This is a genomic window from Streptomyces mutabilis, from assembly GCF_014649815.1.
In the GTDB taxonomy this organism is placed as follows: domain Bacteria; phylum Actinomycetota; class Actinomycetes; order Streptomycetales; family Streptomycetaceae; genus Streptomyces; species Streptomyces mutabilis.
Window position 1 is genome coordinate 136,911 of the sequence record NZ_BMTT01000009.1, and the last position, 22,621, is coordinate 159,531.

The window sequence follows — 22,621 nt, forward strand, 5'->3', positions numbered from 1 at the left end:
CCGGACGCCCCTACAACTCGGGCGCGCTCACACCCGTACGAGTGAGGGCGTCGACCACCGCGTCCACCACGGCCTCCACGTCGGGCACCCAGGGCGAGGCGGAGCCCGGCAGCGGCGCCCGCTCCCAGCGCAGTGTGCCCCGGCCGGTCTCCGACGGGGGCAGCGCGATGTAGCCGCCCTCACCGTGGAACCGCAGGGAGCCGGGCACGAAGTCCTTGGCGAACAGCAGCTCGCCCAGTTGCTCCATGGAGTACGGCCGGACCAGCAGCGACCAGCGGGTGGGCGAGGCGACGACCGGGCCGAGCCGCATACCCGCGCGGTCGAGCGCGGCGAGCGCGCGGGCGGCCGGCAGGGCGGGCAGGGAGACGGCGCACGGGGCGCTGCCCCCGGTGGCCAGGACGATCGGCGCGGTGGGCCGGTTGGTCCACCACCAGCGCACCATGCGCGCGTCGGTGGTGGCCGCGAGGAGGCCGGGATCGAAGGGATGCGCGCCCGGCACCGTGCACTCGGGGTCGGGACAGCCGCAGCGCGACCGCGCCCGCGGGTCCGCCGCCACGCCCGGGAGTACGGGCCACTGCCATTGCGTCGCGTAGGTCAGGGCCGCGCCGATGAGCTCAGGCCGTCCGTCGTCGTGCTGGGACAAGAGCCTGCGTCGCCTTCCGAGGATCTCGCGCATGAGCGCTCGTTCCTTTCCGTTGCACGCCTGGCAACACCGTGGTCACATCACCATGTGTCGATCTCTTCGCTGTGCGTAGCTGGTGGCGCATCACACCTCTGCCGAGGGCCCTTCCGCCGACGACGTCCCCGCCGAGGGCAAGGAGAAGCCCTGTGGGCCGATCTCTGACTGCGTCCGGGACGGTTCGTCCGCACTGCGTCCATCAAAAGCATGGGCGTGGCGCGGGGGTGGCGAAGTCTGGCGTTTTGCCGTCGCGCGTATTTCTCTCCGCCTCCGCCACGGGAGGATGGGGCACGGTCGTCGGTGGATAGGACGCCCGGGTCCGCCGCCAGGTTCCGGGTGGTCCCCAACCGCCCCTGGCCTTCTCCGAGTACGTACCCATCACGACCGCTGTGACGCTCCGTAAAGCACCCCCAGTCGACCGCAACAAGGCGTCCTCCGGGGCAGTTTCAAGCCAATTTGGATTTTCCGCAAGAGGTCTGCAAGAAGACACTCGCGCCCTACGGACACCAGGAATCCCAGCAGGACAATGCTGGACATCTCCTTACGAGTGCGTGTACATGTGGAGACACTGCTGGCGGCGCAGAATGACATGGGGGTTTGCGATGCTTTTGAGCAGTAGGCGCCGGTCGGAAGGCCGGACGCCATGAACGCCCCGCACCCTGCGAAAGTGGCCGGAATCGATTCAACGGTTCCGGCCCCCGCACACACTGTCCTGTCCGCCTCACCGGGCACCACTCCGGCCACGCCGCAGGACGACGTCACGGACACCGCAGACGTCACACAGGTCCCGGACACCCCCTGCGCCCCCAGCGCCCTGCTCCAGGACCGGCTAGCCGGTTGGGTCTCGGACCTCACCACCCTGCACGAACTCGCCGAGCGCCTGGCCCGTACGGACTCCCTGGCCGATGGCCTTCAGGAACTGCTGCGCGCCGGAGCCGCCCTGGTGGGCGCCCGGCGCGGTCTCGTCACCCTGGAACCGGCCGACGGTCTGGGCCCCGACACCACCATCGGCCTCGGGTTCGCCCGCGCCGACCTCGGCCACATCGAGACCGTGCCCAGAAGTGCCTTGGGCCACGGGCGGATTCTGGACGGGCTGCCGGTCGGCGAGGACGGACTCGCCGAGCCCGACCTGTTCGCCGGAACGGGACTCGACCCCCGACACCGCGAGGTCGCCGCCCGCCTCGGTTACGCCGCCAGCTACGCGCTCCCGCTGACCGCCGAGCGCGCCGAAGGCACCGCGCGCCTGGGAGCCGCCGTCTGGCTCTACGACGAACCCGCCGAGCCGGACGAACGCCGGCGCCACCTCGCGGGCCTCTACACCCGGCACGCCGTACCGCACCTGGCCCGGCTGCTGGAAGTCGAGCGCACCCGCGCGTCCATGGCGACCCTGGCCGAGGAACTACTGCCCTCCCGGCTGCCGAGGGTGCCCGGCGTCCAGCTCGCCGTCCGGCACCGCACCGGTCCGCGCGGCGGCGGCGACTGGTACGACGCCCTGCCGCTGCCGGACGCCGCGCTCGGTCTCGCCGTCGGGTCCGTCACCGGGTCCGGCCCCGGCGCTGTCGCCGCGATGGGACGGCTGCGCGCCTCCCTGCGGGCGTACGCCGTGATGGAGGGCGAGGACCCGGTCGCGGTCCTGTCCGACCTCGAACTGCTGCTGCGGCTCACCGAGCCCGCCCGCTCGGCCACCGCCCTGTTCGGCTACTGCGAGCCCGCGCTGCGCCGGATCACGCTGGCCGGTGCCGGACACAGCCCGCCGCTGCTGATCGGAGAGCGGCGTACCGCGTTCGTGGAGACCTCCGTCTCCGCGCCACTGGGCATGCTCGCCTGCTGGGAGGCACCGAGCGCGGAGGTGCAGGCCGAACCGGGAGAGACGGTTCTGCTGTACACCGACGGGCTGCTGCACCGCACCGGCGACCCGGCCGACCGTGCCTTCGCCCGGCTGCACGCGGCGGCGGCCGGCGTTCCGCGATCCGCGCGCCAGGATCCGGACGCCGTCGCCGAGCACGTCCTGCGCACCGTGCTGCCGGACGGGAGGGCCGAGGCGGACTCGACGGAGGACGTGGCCCTGCTGGCGATTCGGTTCGATTAACGGACGCCTGCACCGGGCTCACCACGGATAACGGACGGTAGTGCCTCCCTGTAACAGGCCCTTCGCCCCTGGGCCCCCTTCCGTACGACCGTACGATGGAGGTGGTCCAGTGCCGTATCTAGGAGGATGACCGTGGCGGAGGAGCTCAACCCGGCAGTATCCGATCCTGCTGCCGACGCAGCGGACCCGGAGGTCCCGGCCGAGGCCGAAGAACCCATCAAGCAGCGCAAGAACGGCCTGTACCCGGGCGTGTCCGACGAGCTGGCCGAGAACATGAAGTCCGGCTGGGCCGACACGGAGCTGCACGACCTGGAGCCGATCGCCCAGGCCGCCGAGACCGCCGCCCGCCGCGCCGCGCTGTCCGCCCGCTTCCCCGGCGAGCGCCTGGTGATCCCCGCGGGCAACCTGAAGACCCGCTCCAACGACACGGAGTACTCCTTCCGCGCCTCGGTCGAGTACGCGTACCTCACCGGCAACCAGACCGAGGACGGCGTCCTGGTCCTGGAGCCCAAGGGCGACGGCCACACCGCGACGATCTACCTCCTGCCGCGCTCGGACCGCGAGAACGGCGAGTTCTGGCTGGACGGTCAGGGCGAGCTGTGGGTCGGCCGCCGGCACTCCCTCACCGAGGCGGAGAAGCTGTACGGCATCCCCGCCTCCGACGTGCGCGAGCTGGCCGACGCCCTGCGCGAGGCCACCGGTCCCGTGCGCGTCGTGCGCGGCCACGACGCCGGCATCGAGGCGGCCCTGACCGACAAGGTCACCGCCGAGCGCGACGAGGAGCTGCGCGTCTTCCTGTCCGAGGCCCGCCTGGTCAAGGACGAGTTCGAGATCGGCGAGCTGCAGAAGGCCGTCGACTCCACCGTGCGCGGCTTCGAGGACGTCGTGAAGGTCCTCGACAAGGCCGAGGCGACCAGCGAGCGCTACATCGAGGGCACGTTCTTCCTCCGCGCGCGCGTGGAGGGCAACGACGTCGGCTACGGCTCCATCTGCGCCGCCGGCCCGCACGCCTGCACCCTGCACTGGGTCCGCAACGACGGCCCGGTCCGCTCCGGTGACCTGCTGCTGCTCGACGCGGGCGTGGAGACGCACACGTACTACACGGCGGACGTCACGCGCACGCTGCCGATCAACGGCACGTACACCGAGCTGCAGAAGAAGATCTACGACGCCGTGTACGACGCCCAGGAGGCCGGCATCGCGGCGGTCAAGCCGGGCGCCAAGTACCGCGACTTCCACGACGCCGCGCAGCGCGTGCTGGCCGAGCGGCTCGTCGAGTGGGGTCTGGTGGAGGGTCCGGTCGAGCGCGTGCTGGAGCTCGGGCTGCAGCGCCGCTGGACGCTCCACGGCACCGGCCACATGCTCGGCATGGACGTCCACGACTGCGCGGCCGCCCGCGTGGAGACGTACGTCGACGGCACGCTGGAGCCCGGCATGGTCCTCACCGTCGAGCCGGGCCTGTACTTCCAGGCCGACGACCTGACCGTGCCCGAGGAGTACCGGGGCATCGGCGTCCGCATCGAGGACGACATCCTCGTCACCGCGGACGGCAACCGGAACCTGTCCGCCGGGCTGCCGCGCCGGTCGGACGAGGTCGAGGAGTGGATGGCGGGCCTGAAGGGCTGACCTCCGCGCACGACGGCCGGGTACCGCGCGGGTGCCCGGCCGTCGGCGTACCCGGGGCCCGTGATCGGCGTACCCGTGGGCCCGCGGAACGGCGTGTCCGGGGGCTTACGGAACGGCTCCTGTTACCTACAGGTGGCAAACGTTTGGGTCACACCGCCACCAAAGGAGCGTCCTCGCGCCACTTGAGGATCTTGTCGAAGCTCACCACGGCACCCGCCCGTCCCGGCTCGCCGCCGATGTGCACGTGGTCGGCGAGTTCCCGGATGAGGCACAGGCCCCGGCCGTGTTCCGCGTCGCCGGACACCGGGCGGGCCGTCCCGCCCGGGGCGGACGCGGAGAATCCCGGACCCGTGTCGGCGACCTCGATCCGGCACCGTTCGCCGTCGAGGTAGGCCGTGACGCGGTACGCCTCGGAGGGGCAGCCCGGCTCGTCGTCGCCGCCGTGCTCGACGGCGTTGGCGCAGGCCTCGCTCAGGGCCACGGAGAGGTCGAAGGAGATGTCCGGGTCGACGCCCGCGGTCTCCATGGTGCCGATCAGCAGCCGGCGGGCCAGGGGCACGCTCGCAGCCTCGCGCCGCAGATGGAGTGACCACCAGATGCTCATGCTCCAGCCTCCCGGCCGCGGCTCGACATACCGTTACGTATTGCCCCCCGTGCCCGGACGTAAGCGCGGTGTCCGCGTCGCACCGCCCGAACGGCGGATGCGTCCCTGCCGCCGATCGGTGTATGTGGGACGACTCGCACCAGAGAGTGATCTTCCCGTTCCCTTCCGGTCGTACGGCATCTTGTGGACCTGCCGTACGGGGCGGGGAGCGCCAGTGCGATGATGAGGCCGCCATGACTGCCCCCCACCCGCCAACGGCGCGCTCCGGGAACGATCTCCGGATCCTGCGGGCCGCGGTGTTCGCCGCGGTCTGCGTCGTGCTGGCCGCGGCGGGACACACCCTCGCCTCCTGCGCCGGCGTTCCGCTGTGGTCGCTGGGCGCGGGATTCCTCGGGGCGGTCGTGGTCGCCGCGCCGCTCGCCGGACGTGAGCGCTCACTGCCCGGCATCGCGGTGCTGCTCACCGTCGGCCAGACCGCGTTGCACGCCCTGTTCGGGCTGGGCCAGCACGGCACCACGGCGGTCACCGCCTCCGGCACGGCCGACGCGGCCACCGGCGGATCCGGCGCACTGTCCGACGCCTCACTGGTCCAGCAGGCCGCACGGCTGGTCTGCGGGAGCACCGCGGCGGCGATCAGTCCGGCCGAGGCCCAGCGCATCCTCACCGACGCGCGGATCGCCCCGGCCGCCGGCCCGCAGTCCGGCGCCGCGCACCTCCCCGCCGACGCACTGGCCGGTCCCTCGGCCTCCCTGCTGCCGTCCCTGCCTATGCTGCTCGGCCACGTCCTCGCCGCCCTGGCCGCCGGCTGGCTGCTGCGCCGCGGCGACCTGGCCCTGGCCCGGCTCGTCGAACTGTCGGCGCAGTCGGCCCACTCGGTGGCCGAAGCGGCGTTCGTACGCGCCCTGCGCGCGGCGCTCTCCCTGGTGCGCGCCCTGCACGCCGGGCTCGCCGGCGCTCCCGGCACGGGTCCGCGCCCGCCGCGCGCCGCCCAGCCGGTACCGCCGCGGCCGTGCGCCACCGCACTCCAGCACACGGTGATCAGGCGCGGTCCGCCGAGCGGCGCGCTCGCCCTCGCCGCCTGACACGACGCGACCACCGCAACCGCTTCCGCCACGGGCCTCGGCTCGCACGGGCTCCCGCCCGCCGGCCGGAGTACGGAGGGGCCGCCGTCGTGCGGCACGCGCGCGTGCGCTCATCCCTCCCGTCGTCCGACACCCGTCACCGGCCCCGTACCGGTGACCCACTCGAAGCGGAGTGCTCCGTCCAATGAAGGCTTCCCGTATCACCGCCGCCGGCGCCGTCTCCGGCATCGCCGTCCTCGCCCTGTCCGCCCCCGCCTTCGCGCACGTCAGCGTGCAGCCGGAGGGCGCGGCCGCCAAGGGCGGCTACGCGACCGTCGGCTTCAAGGTCCCCAACGAACGCGACAACGCCTCCACCACCAAGCTGGAGATCAACTTCCCCACCGACCACCCGCTGGCGTCCGTGATGCCGCAGCCGGTCCCCGGCTGGAAGGCCGAGGTCACCAAGTCCAAGCTGGACAAGCCGCTCGAGTCGCACGGCAAGCAGCTCACCGAGGCCGTCACCAAGGTGACCTGGACGGCCGACGGCGAAGGCATCCAGCCGGGCTTCTTCCAGAAGTTCCCCGTCTCGCTCGGCGCCCTGCCCGAGGACACCGACCAGTTGGTGTTCAAGGCGATCCAGACGTACTCCAACAAGGAGGTCGTGCGCTGGATCGAGGTGCCGCAGGAGGGCCAGGAAGAGCCCGAGACCCCGGCTCCCGTCCTCGAACTGTCCGCCGCCGAGGACGACGCCCACGGTGCGTCGGGCGCCAAGGCCGGCGACGACACCGAGGCGGCCGCGCAGAACGCGGCCGCCGACAGCACCGCCGCGTCCGACTCCGGCTCGGGCGACGGCAGCGACACCACCGCCCGGGTCCTCGGCATCGTCGGCATCGTCGTCGGCGCCGCGGGCGTCGCGTACGGCGTGCTGGCCGGCCGCCGCCGCGACACCGGTGCGGCGGCGTAACCACGCCCGCGCCGGTGTGCCGACGTGACCACGCCGGCACATCCATTCGTCCGGTGCGCGCCGGGCACCCGTCGCTGTGACGGCCCCGGCGCGCACCCGAGCACCTCAGATCTGGGACATTTTCCTATGCGCAAGAAGAAGTTCGCCGCGGCCGCCCTGCTCGCCGCCACTGCCCTGACCCTGACCGCGTGCGGCAGCGGCGCCGACAGCGACAAGCCCGTCACCGTGGTCTCCGAGGACACCGGCCAACAGGCCGCCACCGTCCTCGACAAGCCGTTCGACAAGCCCGACCTGGTACTCACCGACACCCAGGGCAAGGAGTACGACCTGCGCGAGCGGACCGCCGGCAAGCCCACCCTGGTCTACTTCGGCTACACCCACTGCCCCGACGTCTGCCCGCTGACCATGAACAACATCGCGGTCGCCAAGAAGCAGCTGTCCCAGGCCGAGCAGGACGAGCTTCAAATCGTCTTCGTCACCACCGACCCGGAGCGGGACACCCCGGCCGCGCTCGGCAAGTGGCTCAAGGGCATCGACCCGCAGATCGTGGGCCTCACCGGCGACTTCGACACCATCCAGGCCGGCGCCCGCACCCTCGGCATCTCCATCGACCCGCCGACCAAGGACAAGGACGGCAAGATCGTCTCGACGCACGGCACCCAGGTCGTCGCCTTCTCCCCCAAGTCCGACGCGGGCTACGTGCTGTACGGCGAGGACGCCACCGTCGAGGACTACACCAAGGACCTCCCCGAGCTCGTCAAGGGGGAGAACCCGTGAGGGGCACCAACGGCACGAGGGTCGCGAGGGTCGCGACAGGCATGAAGGCGAAGGCCATCAGGGGCATGAGGGGCCGCCCCGCTCTCGGGGCCGTGACGGTGATCGGCGCACTGGTCCTCACCGGCTGCGGCGGTTCCGACTCGGGTTCGTCCGGCTCCGGCGCCGAGCTCTCCGTCGACGCCGCCTACATGCCGCAGCCAATCTCGGACTCGATGGCGGCGGGATTCCTCACGATCACCAACTCGGGCGACGCCGAGGACGAACTGACCTCCGTGACGAGCGAAGCCGGTGACGTCACCGTGCACGAGACCGTCGACGGGACGATGAAGGAGGTCGACCGCCTCCCCATCCCCGCCCACGGCGAACTCGTCCTCGAAAGCGGCGGCAACCACCTGATGTTCGAGAAGCTGAAGCAGCAGCCCAAGCAGGGCCAGACGGTCTCCGTCGAGTTGCACTTCGCCCACTCCGACCCCGTCACGGTCCAGCTCCCCGTGAAGGCGGCCACCTATCAGCCCGCCCACGGGCACTCCGGACACTGAGGGAGGGACCACCTTGACGCAGACCATCGCCCCGCGCGTCCGGACCCTGGTGCTGCTGCTCCTGGCCGCGGCCTGCGCACTGCTCGCCGCCGCCGGACCGGCCTCCGCGCACGCCGCGCTCACCGGCAGCGACCCTCAGCGGGGGGCGGTGGTCGACAATGCTCCGGCCCAGGTGTCGCTCACCTTCTCCGAGTCGGTCTCCATGGACGACGACTCACTGCGCATCCTGGACCCCAAGGGCAAGCGCGTCGACCAGGGCAGGCCGTCCGGCACCGGCGGCACGACGTACACCGTGAAGCTGCACGCCGGGCTGCCTGACGGCACGTACACGGTGACCTACCAGGTCGTCTCCGCCGACAGCCACCCCGTCGCCGGGGCCTACACCTTCTCCATCGGTGCCCCGTCCGAGACCTCCGTCTCCGTCTACGGCACCGACGCGGGCGGCGGGACCGTCGGCTGGCTCTACGGGCTCGGACGGTACGTCTCGTACGCCGGGTTCACCGTGCTGGTGGGCGGCGCCGCCTTCGTCCTCGCTTGCTGGCCGCGCGGCTGCGGAGTTCGGCCCGTACAGCGACTCGTCGTCTCCGGTTGGCTCGCGCTGACCGCCGCCACGCTGCTGCTGCTCCTGCTGCGCGGCTCCTACACGAGCTCCGGCAAGCTCGGTGACGTGTTCGACCTGAGCCTGCTCGGCGAGGTGCTGCAGACCAAGCCCGGTGCCGCCCTGGTCTCCCGGCTGCTGCTGCTCGCGGCGGCCGCCCTCTTCGTCGCGGTGCTTTTCGGGGCCTACGAAAAGCGGGAGGACGAGGAGAAGCGGGACCTCACCTTCGGGCTCGCGGTCGGCGGGACCGTCGTGGCGGCGGGCCTCGCCGCGACCTGGGCGATGTCCGAACACGCCTCCGTCGGCCTCCAGGCGGGCATCGCCATGCCGGTCGACGTCGTCCACCTGCTCGCCGTCGCCGCCTGGCTCGGCGGGCTCATCTCCCTGCTCGTCGCCCTGTACCGGGCACCCGCCGAGACACCGGTGCCCGCCCTCGCCGTACGCCGGTTCTCACGCGTCGCCTTCGGCAGCGTGGTCGCGCTGGTGGTGACCGGCACCTACCAGTCCTGGCGCCAGCTCGGCTCCTGGACGGCTTTCACCGACACGCGGTACGGGCAGCTGCTCCTCGTCAAGATCGGGCTCGTCGCCGTGCTGGTCGGCATCGCCTACCTGTCGCGGCGGTGGACGGCGCGGCTGGCCGAGGCGGTGCCTGCGGTCGCCCGTCAGCGGGAGGGGACGACGGAGGAAGAGGGAGTCGGGGCAGAGGTCGGCTCCAAGGCGGGGAAGACCGACAAGGCCGGGACACCGGAGAAGGCAGTGAGGCCGGAGGAGGCGGAGGCAGCCGGGACGACGTACGCGGCGGCGAAGAGCGCGAGCGCGGGGACAGGCTCCGGCAAGAGCACGGAAACGGGCTCAGGAAAAGCAGCCGTAGCGGTGACCGGCTCCGGTGACTCCCGACGCGCCGCCCAGCTCGCGCGGCAGCGCGCGGCCGTGGACGCCGCCCGGCGGAAACGGCAACGCGACGCCGATCCGCAGCGCTTCGGACTACGGCGCTCCGTGCTCACCGAGGCGGGTGTCGCCGTCGTCCTGCTCGCCGTGACCACCGTTCTGACCCAGACCGAGCCGGGACGGACCGAGGAGGAGGCCAAGGCCGCCGACCCGTCCTCCGCCGCCGCGTCCTCCCCCGCCTCCGGGGCTGTCACCCTGGACATGCCCTTCGACACCGGCGGCCAGAACGGCAAGGGCGTCGTACGGGTCGAGCTCGACCCCGCCCGCGTCGGCGCCAACGACCTGCACCTCTACGTCGAACGCCCGAACGGCGACGCCTTCGACATCCCCGAGGTGAAGGTCGCCTTAACCCAGAAGGCCAAGGACATCGGGCCACTGCCCGTCGTCCCCGACCACATCACCACCGGCCACTGGTCGGCGAGCGGGGTGCAGATCCCGATCGTCGGCGACTGGGAGGTCGCCGTGACCGTACGGACCTCCGACATCGACCAGGTGACCGTCCTCAAGAACACGCAGATCGGCTGAACCGCACCATGGCTGACCAGTCCGTCCCGGACGCCCGCACCCCCGAGGCGACCAGTGGGACGCCCGGTGGACCCGGGCCCGTCGACACCCAGGACACCGCCCGCGCGGGCATCTCACGACGGCGGCTGCTCGGCACCGCCGGTGCCACCGGGCTCGTACTCGGCGCGGCGGGCGCCGCCGCCGGCTACGCCGCCGCTTCCTCCTCGGCGGTCACTCCGCTCACCTCGGTGGGGAGCGAGCAGGTGATGTTTCACGGGAAACATCAGCCCGGCATCACCACACCGATGCAGGCCCGCGGCCACCTCGTCGCCTTCGATCTGGCGGCGGGCGCCGGCCGCAAGGAGGCCGCCGCGCTGCTGCGCCGCTGGTCCGACACCGCGCGGCGGCTGATGGCGGGCGAACCGGCCGGGTCGGGCGACACGGACGTGGCCCGGGACGCGGGACCCTCCTCCCTGACCGTCACCTTCGGTTTCGGGCACAGCTTCTTCGCGCGGACCGGCCTGGAGAAGCAGCGCCCGGTCGCGCTCGACCCGCTGCCCGACTTCTCCTCCGACCACCTCGACAAGAACCGCAGCGACGGCGACCTCTGGGTGCAGATCGGCGCCGACGACGCCTTGGTCGCCTTCCACGCCCTGCGCGCGATCCAGAAAGACGCCGGATCGGCCGCCCGCGTCCGCTGGCAGATGAACGGCTTCAACCGTTCGCCGGGCGCCACCGCCCACCCCATGACGGCCCGCAACCTCATGGGCCAGGTCGACGGCACCCGCAACCCGAAACCGTCCGACGCCGACTTCGACCAGCGAATCTTCGTCCCCCAGAACCCCGGGAAGGACGGGAAGAACGAGCCGGCATGGATGGCGAACGGCTCCTACGCCGTCGTACGCCGCATCCGCATGCTGCTCGACGACTGGGAGAAGCTCTCCCTCAAGGCCCAGGAGGACGTCATCGGGCGCCGCAAGTCCGACGGGGCGCCGTTGTCGGGGGGCAGCGAGACGACCGAGATGGATCTGGAGAAGACGGACGAGGCGGGCAGACTGGTCGTCCCCATCAACGCCCACGCCCGCATCACCCGCCCCGACCAGAACGGCGGCGCGGCCATGGTCCGGCGTCCCTTCTCCTACCACGACGGCTTCGACGCCGACGGTGTCCCGGACGCCGGGCTGCTCTTCATCTGCTGGCAGGCCGACCCGCTGCGCGGTTTCGTCCCGGTGCAGCGCAAGCTGGACCGGGGGGACGCCCTGTCGCAGTTCATCCGGCACGAGGCGAGCGGACTGTTCGCGGTGCCGGGCGGGGCCGCGGAGGGAGAGTACGTGGGCCAACGGCTTCTGGAGGGGTGAACCGGCCGCGCTTCACCCCGGGGAGGGGGCCCGCGCGAGATGCGTCAGCCGCCCCTCCCGGGGCCCATTAGGGTGAGGACATGCCAGCCAGTTACGCGTATCTCGGTCCCGAAGGCACCTTCACCGAAGTCGCCCTGCTCACACTCCCGGAGACGGCGACACGGGAGCTGGTCCCGTACGTGTCCGTCCAGTCCGCGCTGGACGCGGTGCGCACCGGCGAGGCCGAGGCCGCGTTCGTGCCGATCGAGAACTCCGTCGAGGGCGGCATCACCACGACCCTCGACGAGCTGGTCGCCGGCCAGCCGCTGATGATCTACCGCGAGGTGCTGCTCTCCATCACCTTCGCGCTGCTGGTCCGCCCGGGCACCAAGCTGTCCGACATCAAGACGGTCACCGCCCACCCGGCGGCCCAGCCCCAGGTACGCAACTGGCTCAAGGCCCACCTTCCGGACGCCGCCTGGGAGTCGGCCGCCTCCAACGCGGACGGCGCCCGCCTGGTACAGGAAGGCCGGTACGACGCGGCCTTCGCCGGCGAGTTCGCCGCGGGCCGCTACGGCCTGGAGGTGCTGGAGTCCGACATCCACGACGCCGAGAACGCCCAGACGCGCTTCGTGCTGGTGGGCCGTCCGGCCCGGCCCGCGGCCCCGACCGGCGCGGACAAGACCTCCGTCGTGCTATGGCAGCGCGACGACCACCCCGGCGGCCTGCGCGACCTGCTGGGCGAGTTCGCCACCCGGGGCATCAACCTGATGCTGCTCCAGTCCCGGCCCACCGGTGCCGGCATCGGCAACTACTGCTTCTGCATCGACGCCGAGGGACACATCTCCGACCGCCGGGTCGCCGATGCCCTGATGGGTCTCAAGCGGTCCTGTCTCCAGGTGCGCTACCTCGGGTCGTACCCGCGGGCGGAGGTCACACCGGCGGACGTGGACCCGCTGCGGCCGGGCACCTCGGACGAGGACTTCGTCGCGGCGGCGGACTGGGTGGCGCGCTGTCAGGACGGCCGTTTCTGACCGGTCGGAATCGGCCAGTCGTACGTCGTACCTGCTGATTGTCGTTGTCCACAGAAGTTATCCACAGGTCCGCTTCTCGACCTGGGGACAAGTCGACAACGAACCGCCATTCAGTCGACAAATCGCCCCACATGCCCTCACTTCGCCCACAGAGTCGCAGGTCACCCTCTGTCCACCTGCTTCTCGCCCGCCATACTCCGGAGTGACACCGGGTGCCCCGTTTCCACTCGAAAGCGGGCATGTGAAGGGTTTGAGCCGACCCTCTCCCGGAATCAGGAATGATCAATTTCGTGAGTCCACAGATCTTTCGCACAGCCTGTGGATAACTTTTCCAGGTTGTGGATTTCGGTGGACTCCCACCTCCCAAGTCCCCTCCTCCACAGGGAAATCCGGTCAATCCGCCGCCCGCCGACTGGCTCGTTCCAGGGAATGGGACACCATTTATTGACGAGCCACACGAGGTGTACACAACGGGCAATACCCACAAAACGGAATGCGAGACCCGCGATCGGCAATAGTGAGTCGAGACCCGTCACCGCACACCGGTAGCCTTGACCGCGTGATTGACCTTCGCCTGCTCCGTGAGGACCCCGACCGTGTGCGCGCGTCCCAGCGCGCCCGTGGAGAGGACGTCGCGCTCGTCGACTCCCTCCTGTCTGCCGACGAGCGGCGCAGGTCGTCCGGCGTCCGCTTCGACGAGCTGCGCGCCGAGCAGAAGGGCCTGGGCAAGCTCATCGGCAAGGCCTCCGGGGACGAGAAGGCCGAGCTGCTGAAGCGGGCGAGCCAGCTCGCCGCCGACGTCAAGGCGGCCGACGCCGAGCGCGACGCGGCCGACGCCGAGACCCAGGAACTGCTCCAGCGGCTCGGCAACCTGGTCCACCCCGACGTCCCCGTCGGCGGCGAGGAGGACTTCGTCACGCTGGAGACGCACGGCACGCACCGCGATTTCGCGGCCGAGGGCTTCGAACCCCGGGACCACCTGGAGCTGGGCCAGCTGCTCGGCGCCATCGACGTCGAGCGCGGCGCCAAGGTCTCCGGTTCGCGCTTCTACTTCCTGACGGGCGTCGGCGCGCTGCTGGAGCTTGCCCTGGTCAACGCGGCGATCGCGCAGGCCACGGCGGCCGGCTTCACGCCGATGCTGACGCCGGCGCTGGTGCGCCCGCAGTCGATGGCCGGCACCGGGTTCCTCGGCCAGGCCGCGCAGGACGTCTACCACTTCGACAAGGACGACCTGTACCTGGTCGGCACGTCGGAGGTGCCGCTGGCGGCGTACCACATGGACGAGATCATCGACGCCGACCGCCTTCCGCTGCGCTACGCCGGCTTCTCGCCCTGCTTCCGCCGCGAGGCGGGCTCGCACGGAAAGGACACTCGGGGCATCTTCCGCGTGCACCAGTTCGACAAGGTCGAGATGTTCTCCTACGTCCTCCCGGAGGACTCGCAGGCCGAGCACCAGCGCCTGCTGGAGTGGGAGAAGCAGTGGCTGACGTCGCTGGAGCTGCCGTTCCGGGTCATCGACGTGGCCTCCGCCGACCTGGGCTCCTCCGCGTCGCGCAAGTACGACTGCGAGGCCTGGATCCCGACCCAGGGCAAGTACCGGGAGCTGACCTCGACCTCGGACTGCACCGAGTTCCAGTCCCGCCGGCTGTCGATCCGCGTCCGCGAGGACAAGAAGGTGCGCCCGCTGGCCACGCTGAACGGCACGCTGTGCGCCGTGCCGCGCACGATCGTGGCGATCCTGGAGAACCACCAGCAGGCCGACGGGTCGGTGCGCGTGCCCGAGGTGCTGCGCCCGTACCTGGGCGGCCGGGAGGTCCTGGAACCGGTGGCCAAGTGAGTGACACCGACTCCGTCGCGGCGTTCGACGCCAACGCCCCGGGATTCCCGTACCGGCTGATCGCCACCGATCTCGACGGCACGCTGCTGCGCGGCGACGACACGATTTCGCAGCGGACCCGGGATGCGCTCGCCGCGGCCACCGCGGCGGGCGCGGCCCACATCGTGGTCACCGGCCGCGCGGTTCCGTGGACCCGGCACATCCTCGACGACCTCGGCTACGACGGACTGGCCGTCTGCGGTCAGGGCGCGCAGGTCTACCACGCCGGGGAGCACAGGCTGCTGACCTCGGTCACGCTGGACCGCCAGCTGGCCGGGGTGGCGCTGGCCAAGATCGAGGCGGAGACCGGGCCGCTGTACCTCGCGGCGAGCCGTGACGGCCTGGACGGCGACGTCCTGGTCGGCCCGGGCTACTCGGTCGGGGGCAACCTGCCCGCAGTGCCGTTCACCGATGCCTCAGACCTGTGGTCGGCGCCGCTGAACAAGATCTACATCCAGCATCCGACCCTGTCGGACGACGAACTGGCCGAGGCCGCCAGGCGTACGGCGGGCGGCTTCGTCACGGTGACCATGGCCGGCGCGGGCATCGTCGAACTGCTGCCCCTGGGGCTGTCCAAGGCCACCGGGCTGTCGCTGGCGGCGCGCAGGCTCGGTCTGAAGGCCGCGGACACGATCGCCTTCGGCGACATGCCCAACGACGTCCCGATGTTCGGCTGGGCCGCCCGGGGCGTGGCGATGGCCAACGCCCACGAGGAGCTGAAGGCGGTGGCCGACGAGGTGACGTCCTCCAACGACGAGGACGGCATCGCGGTGGTGCTGGAGCGGCTGTCGGCCTGACGCCGCCGTCCCCCGTCCGTGATCTGCCCGGGGCTGTCGGCGGTCCCGGGGCGTGGAAACGCCGCATCACGTACGGTCCGGACGGCGCCGGCGTCCCCGTCGGGCGGCCCACGCCAGGTGTCTCGCGAGGGACGGCCGGCGTGCTCGAAGCGGCTGCCCGATTCGCCGGTGCCGTCCGGCCTCGTGCACGCACCACAGTGCCGGTGCGGAAAGCCGAGCGCCACCGATTAAAAGCGGACGTACGGCGCTTTACCGCCGTCGCCACCTGCGGCGTCGGCCCTTGCTGAAGAACCACCCGGCGGGCGGCTCGTCGGAGCGCCACGGCTGGGGTTCCGGCTGTTCCCGGCGCCAGCGGGCGGACAGCATCCGGGCGCGGGCCGACGGCTCGGAGCTTCCGGCGTCGCGTATGAACTCCTCGTCCAGGACGAGGCCGTCCCAGGGGTCGTCGCGACCGTCACGTCCCTGGCCACGGGGCTCGTCATCGGCCGGAGCGTCGCCGGTCGGAGCAATGCCGGTCGGAGCGTTGCCGGTGGCCGCACCGGTCGGAGCGGTGCCGTGGGGAACGGCACCGGTCGTATCGGAGTCGTTCGGAGCGTCTGAGGCGAGGCCGTGCTGCGGCTGCTCGTGCTCGTCCCGTCGAGGTGCCTGGTCCGCCATTCCGGTTCCTCCCAGCCCTGCTTTCCCCGTGTGTTTCCACCGCTTGTGCCTCGGCCCAGTGTGCCCGGGCCGAGGTCAAGGCCCCGTCAGGTCACTCCTCCCCGGCGAGCGTCAGCGACCGCAGCTTCTGACCGGCGTACCAGGTGGCAAGCACGGTGACCGCTGCCAGCAGCACCGTCGCGGTCGGCAGGCCGACGTCGGAGGTGACGAGGTTTCCGTCGGCCACCTTCTGGGCCACCGCCAGCGACCACTGCTGGACGCTCAGCGTGCGGGCGCCGGGGACCAGGGAGCCGAACAGCGCCTCCCAGACGAGGGCGTAGACCAGCCCGAAGACCACCGCGTGCCGGGACACCGTGCCCAGCAGCAGGAACAGTGCCGCGTAGGCGATGGAGGCGACGAGCGCGGCGATCGTGTAGGCGACGGCGACCTGCTGGCCGTTGCCGTTGAGGATCAGTCCGGCGAGGAGCGTGGGCACGGCGGAGAAGACCATCGTCACGGCGATGGCGACGATCAGCTTGGTGAAGATGATCGTCGGCCGTTTGATCGGCTTGGACAGCAGGTACACCACCGAGCCGTCGTCGATCTCCGGGCCGATGGCGCCGGTGCCGGCGATGACGCCGATGATCGGCACCATGGTGGCGAGCGCGAATCCGCCGAGCACGTCCGCCGAGGTCTGGTCGTCGGCTCCGGCGAGCGCGCGCACCGCCACGGCGATGACCAGCAACAGCAGGGGCAGGGCGCCAAGGATGAGGGCCCGGCGGCGGCCGAGCAGGGCTCGGTAGGTGAGCCGGGCGACTGTGGGGTCGTACATTCTTCGGCCTCCTACGCCGCGACGAGGTACGAGAAGACGGACTCGAGGGACTCGTCGGACGGCGAGACCATGAGCAGCCGGATGCCGTGGTCGCGGGCGACCTTGGGCAGTAGGGCCGTGAAACGGCCGAAGTCGACGGCCTGGATGCGCAGAGCGCCTTCGGTGAGGTCGACCTCGATGCCGGACGTCGACGGGTCGGCGATCAGCGCCGCCGCGAGGGCCCGGTCGTCGCTGGAGCGCACCAGGTAGCGGTGAGGCCGGTCGGTCATCAGGCGGCGGATCTTGCGGAAGTCACCGCTGGCCGCGTGCCGCCCGGCGACGATCACCTCGATGTGCCAGGCGAGCTGCTCGACCTCTTCGAGGATGTGCGAAGAGAACAGCACAGTGCGGCCCTCGTCGCCCATGCGCCGCAGCAGGTCCATCAGCTGCATGCGCTGGCGCGGGTCCATGCCGTTGAACGGCTCGTCGAGCAGGAGCAGGGAGGGGTTGTGCACGAGGGCGCTGGCCATCTTCACGCGCTGCCGCATGCCCTTGGAGTAGGTGGCGATCTTGCGGTCCTGCGCGTACTCCATTTCGACCGTGGCGAGCGCCTGCTGCGCCGCCTTGGCGCCGAGGCCGTGCAGTTCGGCGTTGGCGAGGACGAACTCGCGGCCGGTCAGGAAGTCGTACATCGCCTCCCGCTCGGGGACGATGCCGATGTGCCGGTAGATGGCCTCGTTGCGCCACACGGGCTGTCCGTCGAGGGTGACGCTGCCGGTGGAGGGAGCCAGGAAGCCGCCCATCATGTTGATGAGGGTGGACTTCCCCGCGCCGTTGGGGCCGAGCAGGCCGGTGACGCCGGGGCCGATCGTCATGGTGACGTCGTTGACGGCGACCACGTTGCCGAACCAGCGGGAGACGTGGTCGATGGAGAGAGTGCTCATGGGCGCAGCCCGTTCCTTGGAAGGGTGGTGGCGGGCGACGGGACGGGCGTGGTCACAGTCCCACCTTCTTGTAGCGGCGCATCAGCAGGCCGTAGGCGCCGGCGATCAAACCGAGGGTGACGAGGACGTAGACCGCGCCCTCTGTGTTGCTCGGGCCGACCCCGCCGGGGAAGGCCGAGGTGGCGCCCAGGAAGGCCGACTGGACACCGTCGATGAGGGTGATCGGGGAGAAGAGGCCGATCCAGGCGACGGCGCCCGTGCTGCCCTGGACGTCCGCGATGGCCTGGAGCGTGGAGACCGCGCCGTAGGTGATGGTCAAGACGGCGATGACGGCCGCGATGCCGAAGCCGCGGCGCGGGGTGACCGACGCGACGACCAGGCCGAGGCCGGCGAAGAGAAGCGAAAGCAGTGCCACGGAGACGAGTCCCTGTGCGAATCCCTTGGTCTGGTCCGCGAAGTCGAGTTCGGCGAGCAGCGCGCCCACGTAGAGCACCAGCAGCGGCGCGGCGGTGAGGATGAACAGGGCGGAGGCCAGCGACGCGTACTTGGCGCGTACGTAGTCGGCCGTCTCGATGGGCCGTGAGAAGTACAGCGGTACGGTCTTGAAGCGCAGATCACGGGAGACCGACTGGGGGGCCTGCGAGGCGACGTAGAGGCTGATCACGGCCTGGAGGACGATCGCGTAGCGGGTGTAGTCCAGCGGCAGGTCGTTCGCCTTGGTGGCGACGGCCACGGCGACCATGATGGCCGCGGGCAGGCACATCACCACGAACAGCAGCATCGGCAGGATCTTGGACTTCGCCGAGCGGCCGAGGCCGTAGGCACCGCGCAGGGACTGCGAGTAAAGCGACCGGCGGGCGTAGGCGCGGCCGAGGCGGGGGCCGTCGTAGTTGCGGTAGCCGATGTTGTGGATGCGGGTCTGGTCACCCGCCGCAGTGGCTACGGGCTGCTCAGTTGCCATGGCCGACCGCCTCCTTCCGTTCTGCGTCGCTGTCCTTGAAGACCTCCGAGATGTGGTGCCGGCGCTGTTCCATGCGCACCAGGCCTAGGCCGAGGTCGGCGATGACGTCCCGGACCAGGTCGTAGGTCTCCTCGCCCGACGCGGTGAGTAGCAGGACATGGCCGGCGCCCGGCAGGCCGCTGCCGTCCTGGACGGTCACGCCGCGCGCGTGGAGCGCGTCGCGCACCGCGCGGGTGCCGTCGGGGTGCTCGTCGGTGTCGGTGACCTCGATCGCCAGGGTCGTCGTGGTCTGGGTGAAGTCGGTGGTGGAACTGGAGCGCAGCAGCTTTCCGCCGTCCACGACGACGACGTGGTCGCAGGTGCGTTCCAGTTCGCCCAGCAGATGTGAGGTGACCAGGACGGAGATGCCGAAGTCGGTGTGGATGCGGCGGATGAGGCCGAGCATCTCGTCGCGGCCGACCGGGTCGAGGCCGTTGGTCGGCTCGTCGAGGAAGACCAGCTGGGGGTCGTGGACCAGGGCCTGCGCCAGTTTCACGCGCTGTTTCATGCCGGTGGAGTAGCCGCCGATGGGACGGTAGCGCTCCTCGTACAGGCCGACGTGGCGCAGGGTGTCCGCCGTGCGCTCGCGGGCGGCGGTGGGCGGCAGGCCGGACATGCGCGCCATGTGGACGACGAACTCGGTGGCCGAGACGTCGGGTGGCAGGCAGTCGTGTTCCGGCATGTAGCCGACTCGCTCGCGGATGTCGGCGCCCTTGGTGGCGACATCGAGTCCGAGCACTTCGGCCCGGCCCTCGGTGGCGGGAGACAGACCCAGAAGGATCTTGATCAGGGTGGACTTGCCGGCGCCGTTGGCCCCGACGAGTCCGGTCACACCGGGTCCGACGTCCACGGAGAGCCGGTCGAGCGCGGTCACCCGGGGGAACCGCTTGCTCAGGCTTTCGGTCGCGATCACAGTCACATCCATGACAGTAGTGACGGGCGCCACTGCGGTCGTCAGACCGGAGAGCCGTCTTCGCGTCAGCCTCGAGTAGTACGGGCCCGTAGGGGATGCCGTGCCTGAGTGCTACGGGACGGGGTGCAGGAGCCTCGCCCCACGACCTATTGACGCAGGGTCTAACAGCTGGGAGATTCGGCGGCGTCGCCGTCGGAGGGGAGATCACGGTGCTGGACGGTGCGCGGCAGCGCTGGGTGCGCTCGGGCGAGGTGGAACTGTGCGTGGCCGAGCTGGGCGATCCGCTCCACCCTACGATCGTCCTCGTGCACGGCTATCCGGACAGCAAGGAAGTCTGGTCCGAGGTGGCCGCCCGCCTCGCCGACCGCTTCCACGTGGTCCTCTACGACGTCCGGGGCCACGGCCGATCCACGGCGCCGAGCCCACTGTGCGGCGGGTTCACGCTGGAGAAGTTGACGGACGACTTCCTGGCCGTCGCGGACGCGGTCAGCCCGGACCGGCCCGTGCACCTGGTGGGCCACGACTGGGGCTCGGTGCAGTCCTGGGAGTTCGTCACGGTCGAGCGGACCGAGGGCCGCATCGCGTCCTTCACCTCGATGTCCGGACCGTCTCTCGACCATTTCGGGCACTGGATCAACAAACGCCTGAGGCGCCCCACCCCGCGTCGGGTGGGCCAGCTCCTCGGCCAGGGCGCCAAGTCCTGGTACGTGTACCTGCTGCACGCGCCGGTACTGCCCGAACTGGCCTGGCGCGGACCGCTCGGCAGGCTCTGGCCGGGCATCCTGCGGCGTGTCGAGAAGGTGCCCGCCGGTGACTACCCGACCTCTTCGCTGCCGACGGACGCGGCACACGGGGTGTGGCTGTACCGGGACAACGTCCGGCCCCGGCTGCGTCGCCCGCGCGATGACGTCCACGCGCACGCCCCGGTACAGCTCATCACGCCGTTGGAGGACGCCTTCCTCTCCGAGCGGCTCTACGACGAGCTGGAGCGGTGGGTGCCGCGGCTGGCCCGCCGCACACTGCCCGCCAAGCACTGGGTGCCGCGGACCCGGCCGGACCGGCTGGCGGGCTGGATCACGGAGTTCGTCACCGCCGTCGACGCAGGACGGCCCGGAACCGCAGCGAGCGGGAAGCACGCCGATCGCTTCGGCGGGCAGCTGGTGCTGGTCATGGGAGCGGGAGCCGGCATCGGGCGGGCGACCGCGCTGGCGTTCGCCGAGGCCGGCGCCCGCGTGGTGGCCGTCGACCGCAACGCCGAGGCCGCCGTCCGCACCGCGGAGCTGTCCCGGCTGATCGGCGCGCCGTCGGCCTGGGCCGGGACCGTCGACGTTTCCGACGAGCGGGCCATGGAGGACCTCGCGGCCAAGGTCACCGCCGAGTACGGCGTGGTGGACATTCTGGTGAACAACGCCGGGATCGGCCTGTCGGGCTCCTTCCTCGACACCACACCGCAGGACTGGAAGAAGGTCCTGGACGTCAACCTGTGGGGCGTGATCCACGGCTGCCGCCTGTTCGGCGGGCGGATGGCCGCACGCGGGCAGGGTGGCCACATCGTCAACATCGCGTCGGCGGCGGCGTTCCTGCCCTCCCGGGCACTGCCCGCCTACAGCACCTCGAAGGCGGCCGTGCTGACGCTCAGCGAGTGTCTGCGCGCCGAACTGGCCGAGCGGGGGATCGGCGTCACGGCGATCTGCCCCGGCCTCGTCGAGACCGACATCACATCGACGGCGCGCTTCGCGGGCGTCGGCGCCGAAGAGGAGAAGCGGCTGCAGCGGCGCACGGCACGGCTGTACGGACTGCGCAACCATCCGCCGGAAAAGGTCGCCGACGCCGTCCTAAGGGCGGTCGCGCACAACCGGGCCGTGGTGCCGGTGACGCCGGAGGCACGGGGTGCTCACCTCATGTCCCGCTTCTTTCCGTGAGTGTTGAGGAAAGCCGCTCGGGTGTATCCGCCGGTCTAGTTTCCACAGGAGGGCCCAATCTGCCTGTGGATAACCGCACTTGACTGTGGATCAAACATCGAAACCATAATCGGTCGCGTGACGTGTGTCTCTCTCGGCAGGCTGACTCCATGCACCAGGAACGCACGGACGAGAGACGCACCGTGAAGGTGTCCAAGTACCTGTCGAAGCATCTGACTGCCCCCGCGACCCCGCCGCCGTACCTTTACCACGGGACCGTCACCCGGTATCTGGACGCCATCCGCACCGAGGGGCTGCGGCCGATGAACCGGCACGATGTGCATCTCTCACCGGACCGCGAGACCGCGACCCGGGTCGGCGCCCGCCGCGGTCGGTCGTGCTGTCGGACTCCGCCGCCATGCACCACGACGGCCATGTCTTCCATGTCAGCGTCAACGGGGTCCGGCTGACGAAGGCAGTACCGCCACGGTATCTGCGCTTTCCCGCCCGGCACTGATCCCGCATGATCGGCGGCATGCAGCAGTTGCCCACCACCCAAGCCGCCGTCACCGCCCTCCGCGCCATAGCCGAGGACTACGCGCTGGAGATCGAGGTCACCGACGACATCGGCGCCGACCAGACCTCCCGCCGCAGCGCCGCGGGGGTGGGAGTGGTCGTCGACACCGACGGTTCCCTCCCTCATGAGGCCTTCGTCGAGTTCGGCGGGGTACCTCGGGTGAGCGTCCGGCTCTTCCACGAGGGCGACGCCCTCATCGACGTCGAGGGCGTCGAGTGCCCCGACATCCCGCGGGATGACGTACCCGCGTTCCTGCGCTCCGTCTTCGGCGGTCTCGCCTACGTCAAGGGGCGCCGCTTCCCACCGGCCTACCGCCTGATCGTGCCGCTGTCGGGCGACCGCACTCACAAAGAGTTCGTGCCGATGATCCTGCTCACCCCGTGGCTGAGCAGCCGCATGCGGTGAC

General features: G+C 71.0%; 20 protein-coding genes and 1 pseudogene. 14 read left to right on the plus strand and 7 right to left on the minus strand.

The window, feature by feature from the left end:
• Positions 1-10: 10 nt before the first annotated feature.
• Positions 11-676: a bifunctional DNA primase/polymerase gene (locus IE142_RS19905; protein ID WP_191886999.1), complete on the minus strand. Its 666-nt coding sequence runs from the start codon at positions 674-676 to the stop codon at positions 11-13.
• A 646-nt stretch (positions 677-1,322) separates the two neighbouring features.
• On the opposite strand from IE142_RS19905, the gene IE142_RS19910 reads away from it, so the two are divergent.
• Both IE142_RS19910 and IE142_RS19915 read left to right on the plus strand, forming a co-directional pair.
• Complete coding sequence (locus IE142_RS19910) at positions 1,323-2,768, plus strand: PP2C family protein-serine/threonine phosphatase (RefSeq protein ID WP_191887000.1); 1,446 nt, start codon at positions 1,323-1,325, stop codon at positions 2,766-2,768.
• A gap of 132 nt (positions 2,769-2,900) precedes the next feature.
• On the plus strand, positions 2,901-4,394 hold the full coding sequence (locus IE142_RS19915) for an aminopeptidase P family protein (RefSeq protein WP_191887001.1): 1,494 nt from the start codon (positions 2,901-2,903) through the stop codon (positions 4,392-4,394).
• Positions 4,395-4,542: 148 nt separating this feature from the next.
• On the opposite strand, the gene IE142_RS19920 is transcribed toward IE142_RS19915, so the two are convergent.
• Positions 4,543-4,998, minus strand: a complete 456-nt coding sequence (locus IE142_RS19920) for an ATP-binding protein (RefSeq protein WP_191887002.1) — start codon at positions 4,996-4,998, stop codon at positions 4,543-4,545.
• A 233-nt stretch (positions 4,999-5,231) separates the two neighbouring features.
• Here IE142_RS19920 and IE142_RS19925 point away from each other — a divergent pair, with 233 nt between their 5' ends.
• The 9 genes from IE142_RS19925 to IE142_RS19965 all read left to right on the plus strand — a co-directional run bounded on the left by IE142_RS19925 (position 5,232) and on the right by IE142_RS19965 (position 15,433).
• Positions 5,232-6,080 carry a hypothetical protein gene (locus IE142_RS19925; RefSeq protein WP_191887003.1) on the plus strand — a complete coding sequence of 283 codons (849 nt, stop codon included), beginning with the start codon at positions 5,232-5,234 and terminating at the stop codon, positions 6,078-6,080.
• Positions 6,081-6,264: 184 nt separating this feature from the next.
• Positions 6,265-7,023, plus strand: a complete 759-nt coding sequence (locus IE142_RS19930) for a YcnI family copper-binding membrane protein (protein ID WP_191887004.1) — start codon at positions 6,265-6,267, stop codon at positions 7,021-7,023.
• A gap of 126 nt (positions 7,024-7,149) precedes the next feature.
• Complete coding sequence (locus IE142_RS19935; RefSeq protein ID WP_191887005.1) at positions 7,150-7,800, plus strand: SCO family protein; 651 nt, start codon at positions 7,150-7,152, stop codon at positions 7,798-7,800.
• A gap of 65 nt (positions 7,801-7,865) precedes the next feature.
• Positions 7,866-8,339, plus strand: a complete 474-nt coding sequence (locus IE142_RS19940) for a copper chaperone PCu(A)C (protein ID WP_191887101.1) — start codon at positions 7,866-7,868, stop codon at positions 8,337-8,339.
• Between the two features lie 13 nt (positions 8,340-8,352).
• On the plus strand, positions 8,353-10,410 hold the full coding sequence (locus tag IE142_RS19945; protein WP_191887006.1) for a copper resistance CopC/CopD family protein: 2,058 nt from the start codon (positions 8,353-8,355) through the stop codon (positions 10,408-10,410).
• An 8-nt stretch (positions 10,411-10,418) separates the two neighbouring features.
• Positions 10,419-11,747, plus strand: a complete 1,329-nt coding sequence (efeB, locus tag IE142_RS19950) for an iron uptake transporter deferrochelatase/peroxidase subunit (RefSeq protein WP_191887007.1) — start codon at positions 10,419-10,421, stop codon at positions 11,745-11,747.
• A gap of 80 nt (positions 11,748-11,827) precedes the next feature.
• On the plus strand, positions 11,828-12,760 hold the full coding sequence (pheA, locus tag IE142_RS19955; RefSeq protein ID WP_043382422.1) for a prephenate dehydratase: 933 nt from the start codon (positions 11,828-11,830) through the stop codon (positions 12,758-12,760).
• Between the two features lie 559 nt (positions 12,761-13,319).
• The gene (gene serS, locus IE142_RS19960; protein ID WP_191887008.1) at positions 13,320-14,597 is read left to right on the plus strand and encodes a serine--tRNA ligase; all 1,278 of its coding nucleotides are present in this window, start codon (positions 13,320-13,322) and stop codon (positions 14,595-14,597) included.
• Positions 14,594-15,433, plus strand: a complete 840-nt coding sequence (locus IE142_RS19965; RefSeq protein ID WP_191887009.1) for an HAD family hydrolase — start codon at positions 14,594-14,596, stop codon at positions 15,431-15,433. The genes serS and IE142_RS19965 overlap by 4 nt, the downstream gene beginning before the upstream one ends.
• 249 nt (positions 15,434-15,682) lie before the next feature.
• On the opposite strand, the gene IE142_RS19970 is transcribed toward IE142_RS19965, so the two are convergent.
• The 5 genes from IE142_RS19970 to IE142_RS19990 all read right to left on the minus strand — a co-directional run bounded on the left by IE142_RS19970 (position 15,683) and on the right by IE142_RS19990 (position 19,737).
• The gene (locus tag IE142_RS19970; protein ID WP_191887102.1) at positions 15,683-15,943 is read right to left on the minus strand and encodes an SGM_3592 family protein; all 261 of its coding nucleotides are present in this window, start codon (positions 15,941-15,943) and stop codon (positions 15,683-15,685) included.
• Between the two features lie 238 nt (positions 15,944-16,181).
• A complete protein-coding gene (locus IE142_RS19975) occupies positions 16,182-16,901 on the minus strand; it encodes an ABC transporter permease subunit (RefSeq protein ID WP_043382433.1) in 720 nt (239 codons plus the stop codon).
• Between the two features lie 11 nt (positions 16,902-16,912).
• Positions 16,913-17,824, minus strand: a complete 912-nt coding sequence (locus tag IE142_RS19980) for an ABC transporter ATP-binding protein (protein ID WP_191887010.1) — start codon at positions 17,822-17,824, stop codon at positions 16,913-16,915.
• Positions 17,825-17,876: 52 nt separating this feature from the next.
• A complete protein-coding gene (locus tag IE142_RS19985) occupies positions 17,877-18,785 on the minus strand; it encodes an ABC transporter permease (protein WP_191887011.1) in 909 nt (302 codons plus the stop codon).
• Positions 18,775-19,737, minus strand: coding sequence for an ABC transporter ATP-binding protein (locus tag IE142_RS19990; protein ID WP_191887012.1), 963 nt, complete (start codon positions 19,735-19,737; stop codon positions 18,775-18,777). The genes IE142_RS19985 and IE142_RS19990 overlap by 11 nt, the downstream gene beginning before the upstream one ends.
• A gap of 203 nt (positions 19,738-19,940) precedes the next feature.
• On the opposite strand from IE142_RS19990, the gene IE142_RS19995 reads away from it, so the two are divergent.
• The 3 genes and pseudogenes from IE142_RS19995 to IE142_RS20005 all read left to right on the plus strand — a co-directional run bounded on the left by IE142_RS19995 (position 19,941) and on the right by IE142_RS20005 (position 22,620).
• Entirely contained in the window at positions 19,941-21,659 is a 1,719-nt protein-coding gene (locus IE142_RS19995; RefSeq protein WP_191887103.1) for an SDR family oxidoreductase, read from the plus strand.
• A gap of 224 nt (positions 21,660-21,883) precedes the next feature.
• Positions 21,884-22,155, plus strand: a pseudogene (locus IE142_RS20000) (RNA 2'-phosphotransferase); the annotation flags it as partial.
• 6 nt (positions 22,156-22,161) lie between these two features.
• Positions 22,162-22,620: a hypothetical protein gene (locus IE142_RS20005; RefSeq protein WP_191887013.1), complete on the plus strand. Its 459-nt coding sequence runs from the start codon at positions 22,162-22,164 to the stop codon at positions 22,618-22,620.
• Position 22,621 lies beyond the last annotated feature (1 nt).

Bases quoted from the DNA above. Each gene is read 5' to 3' on its own strand.
- IE142_RS19905 (WP_191886999.1), bottom strand. From the start codon at position 676: ATGCGCGAGATCCTCGGAAGGCGACGCAGGCTCTTGTCCCAGCACGAC.
- IE142_RS19930 (WP_191887004.1), top strand. From the start codon at position 6,265: ATGAAGGCTTCCCGTATCACCGCCGCCGGCGCCGTCTCCGGCATCGCC.
- pheA (WP_043382422.1), top strand. From the start codon at position 11,828: ATGCCAGCCAGTTACGCGTATCTCGGTCCCGAAGGCACCTTCACCGAA.
- IE142_RS19925 (WP_191887003.1), top strand. From the start codon at position 5,232: ATGACTGCCCCCCACCCGCCAACGGCGCGCTCCGGGAACGATCTCCGG.
- efeB (WP_191887007.1), top strand. From the start codon at position 10,419: ATGGCTGACCAGTCCGTCCCGGACGCCCGCACCCCCGAGGCGACCAGT.
- IE142_RS19975 (WP_043382433.1), bottom strand. From the start codon at position 16,901: ATGTACGACCCCACAGTCGCCCGGCTCACCTACCGAGCCCTGCTCGGC.
- IE142_RS19910 (WP_191887000.1), top strand. From the start codon at position 1,323: ATGAACGCCCCGCACCCTGCGAAAGTGGCCGGAATCGATTCAACGGTT.
- IE142_RS19920 (WP_191887002.1), bottom strand. From the start codon at position 4,998: ATGAGCATCTGGTGGTCACTCCATCTGCGGCGCGAGGCTGCGAGCGTG.
- IE142_RS19980 (WP_191887010.1), bottom strand. From the start codon at position 17,824: ATGAGCACTCTCTCCATCGACCACGTCTCCCGCTGGTTCGGCAACGTG.
- IE142_RS20005 (WP_191887013.1), top strand. From the start codon at position 22,162: ATGATCGGCGGCATGCAGCAGTTGCCCACCACCCAAGCCGCCGTCACC.
- IE142_RS19985 (WP_191887011.1), bottom strand. From the start codon at position 18,785: ATGGCAACTGAGCAGCCCGTAGCCACTGCGGCGGGTGACCAGACCCGC.
- IE142_RS19935 (WP_191887005.1), top strand. From the start codon at position 7,150: ATGCGCAAGAAGAAGTTCGCCGCGGCCGCCCTGCTCGCCGCCACTGCC.
- IE142_RS19940 (WP_191887101.1), top strand. From the start codon at position 7,866: ATGAGGGGCCGCCCCGCTCTCGGGGCCGTGACGGTGATCGGCGCACTG.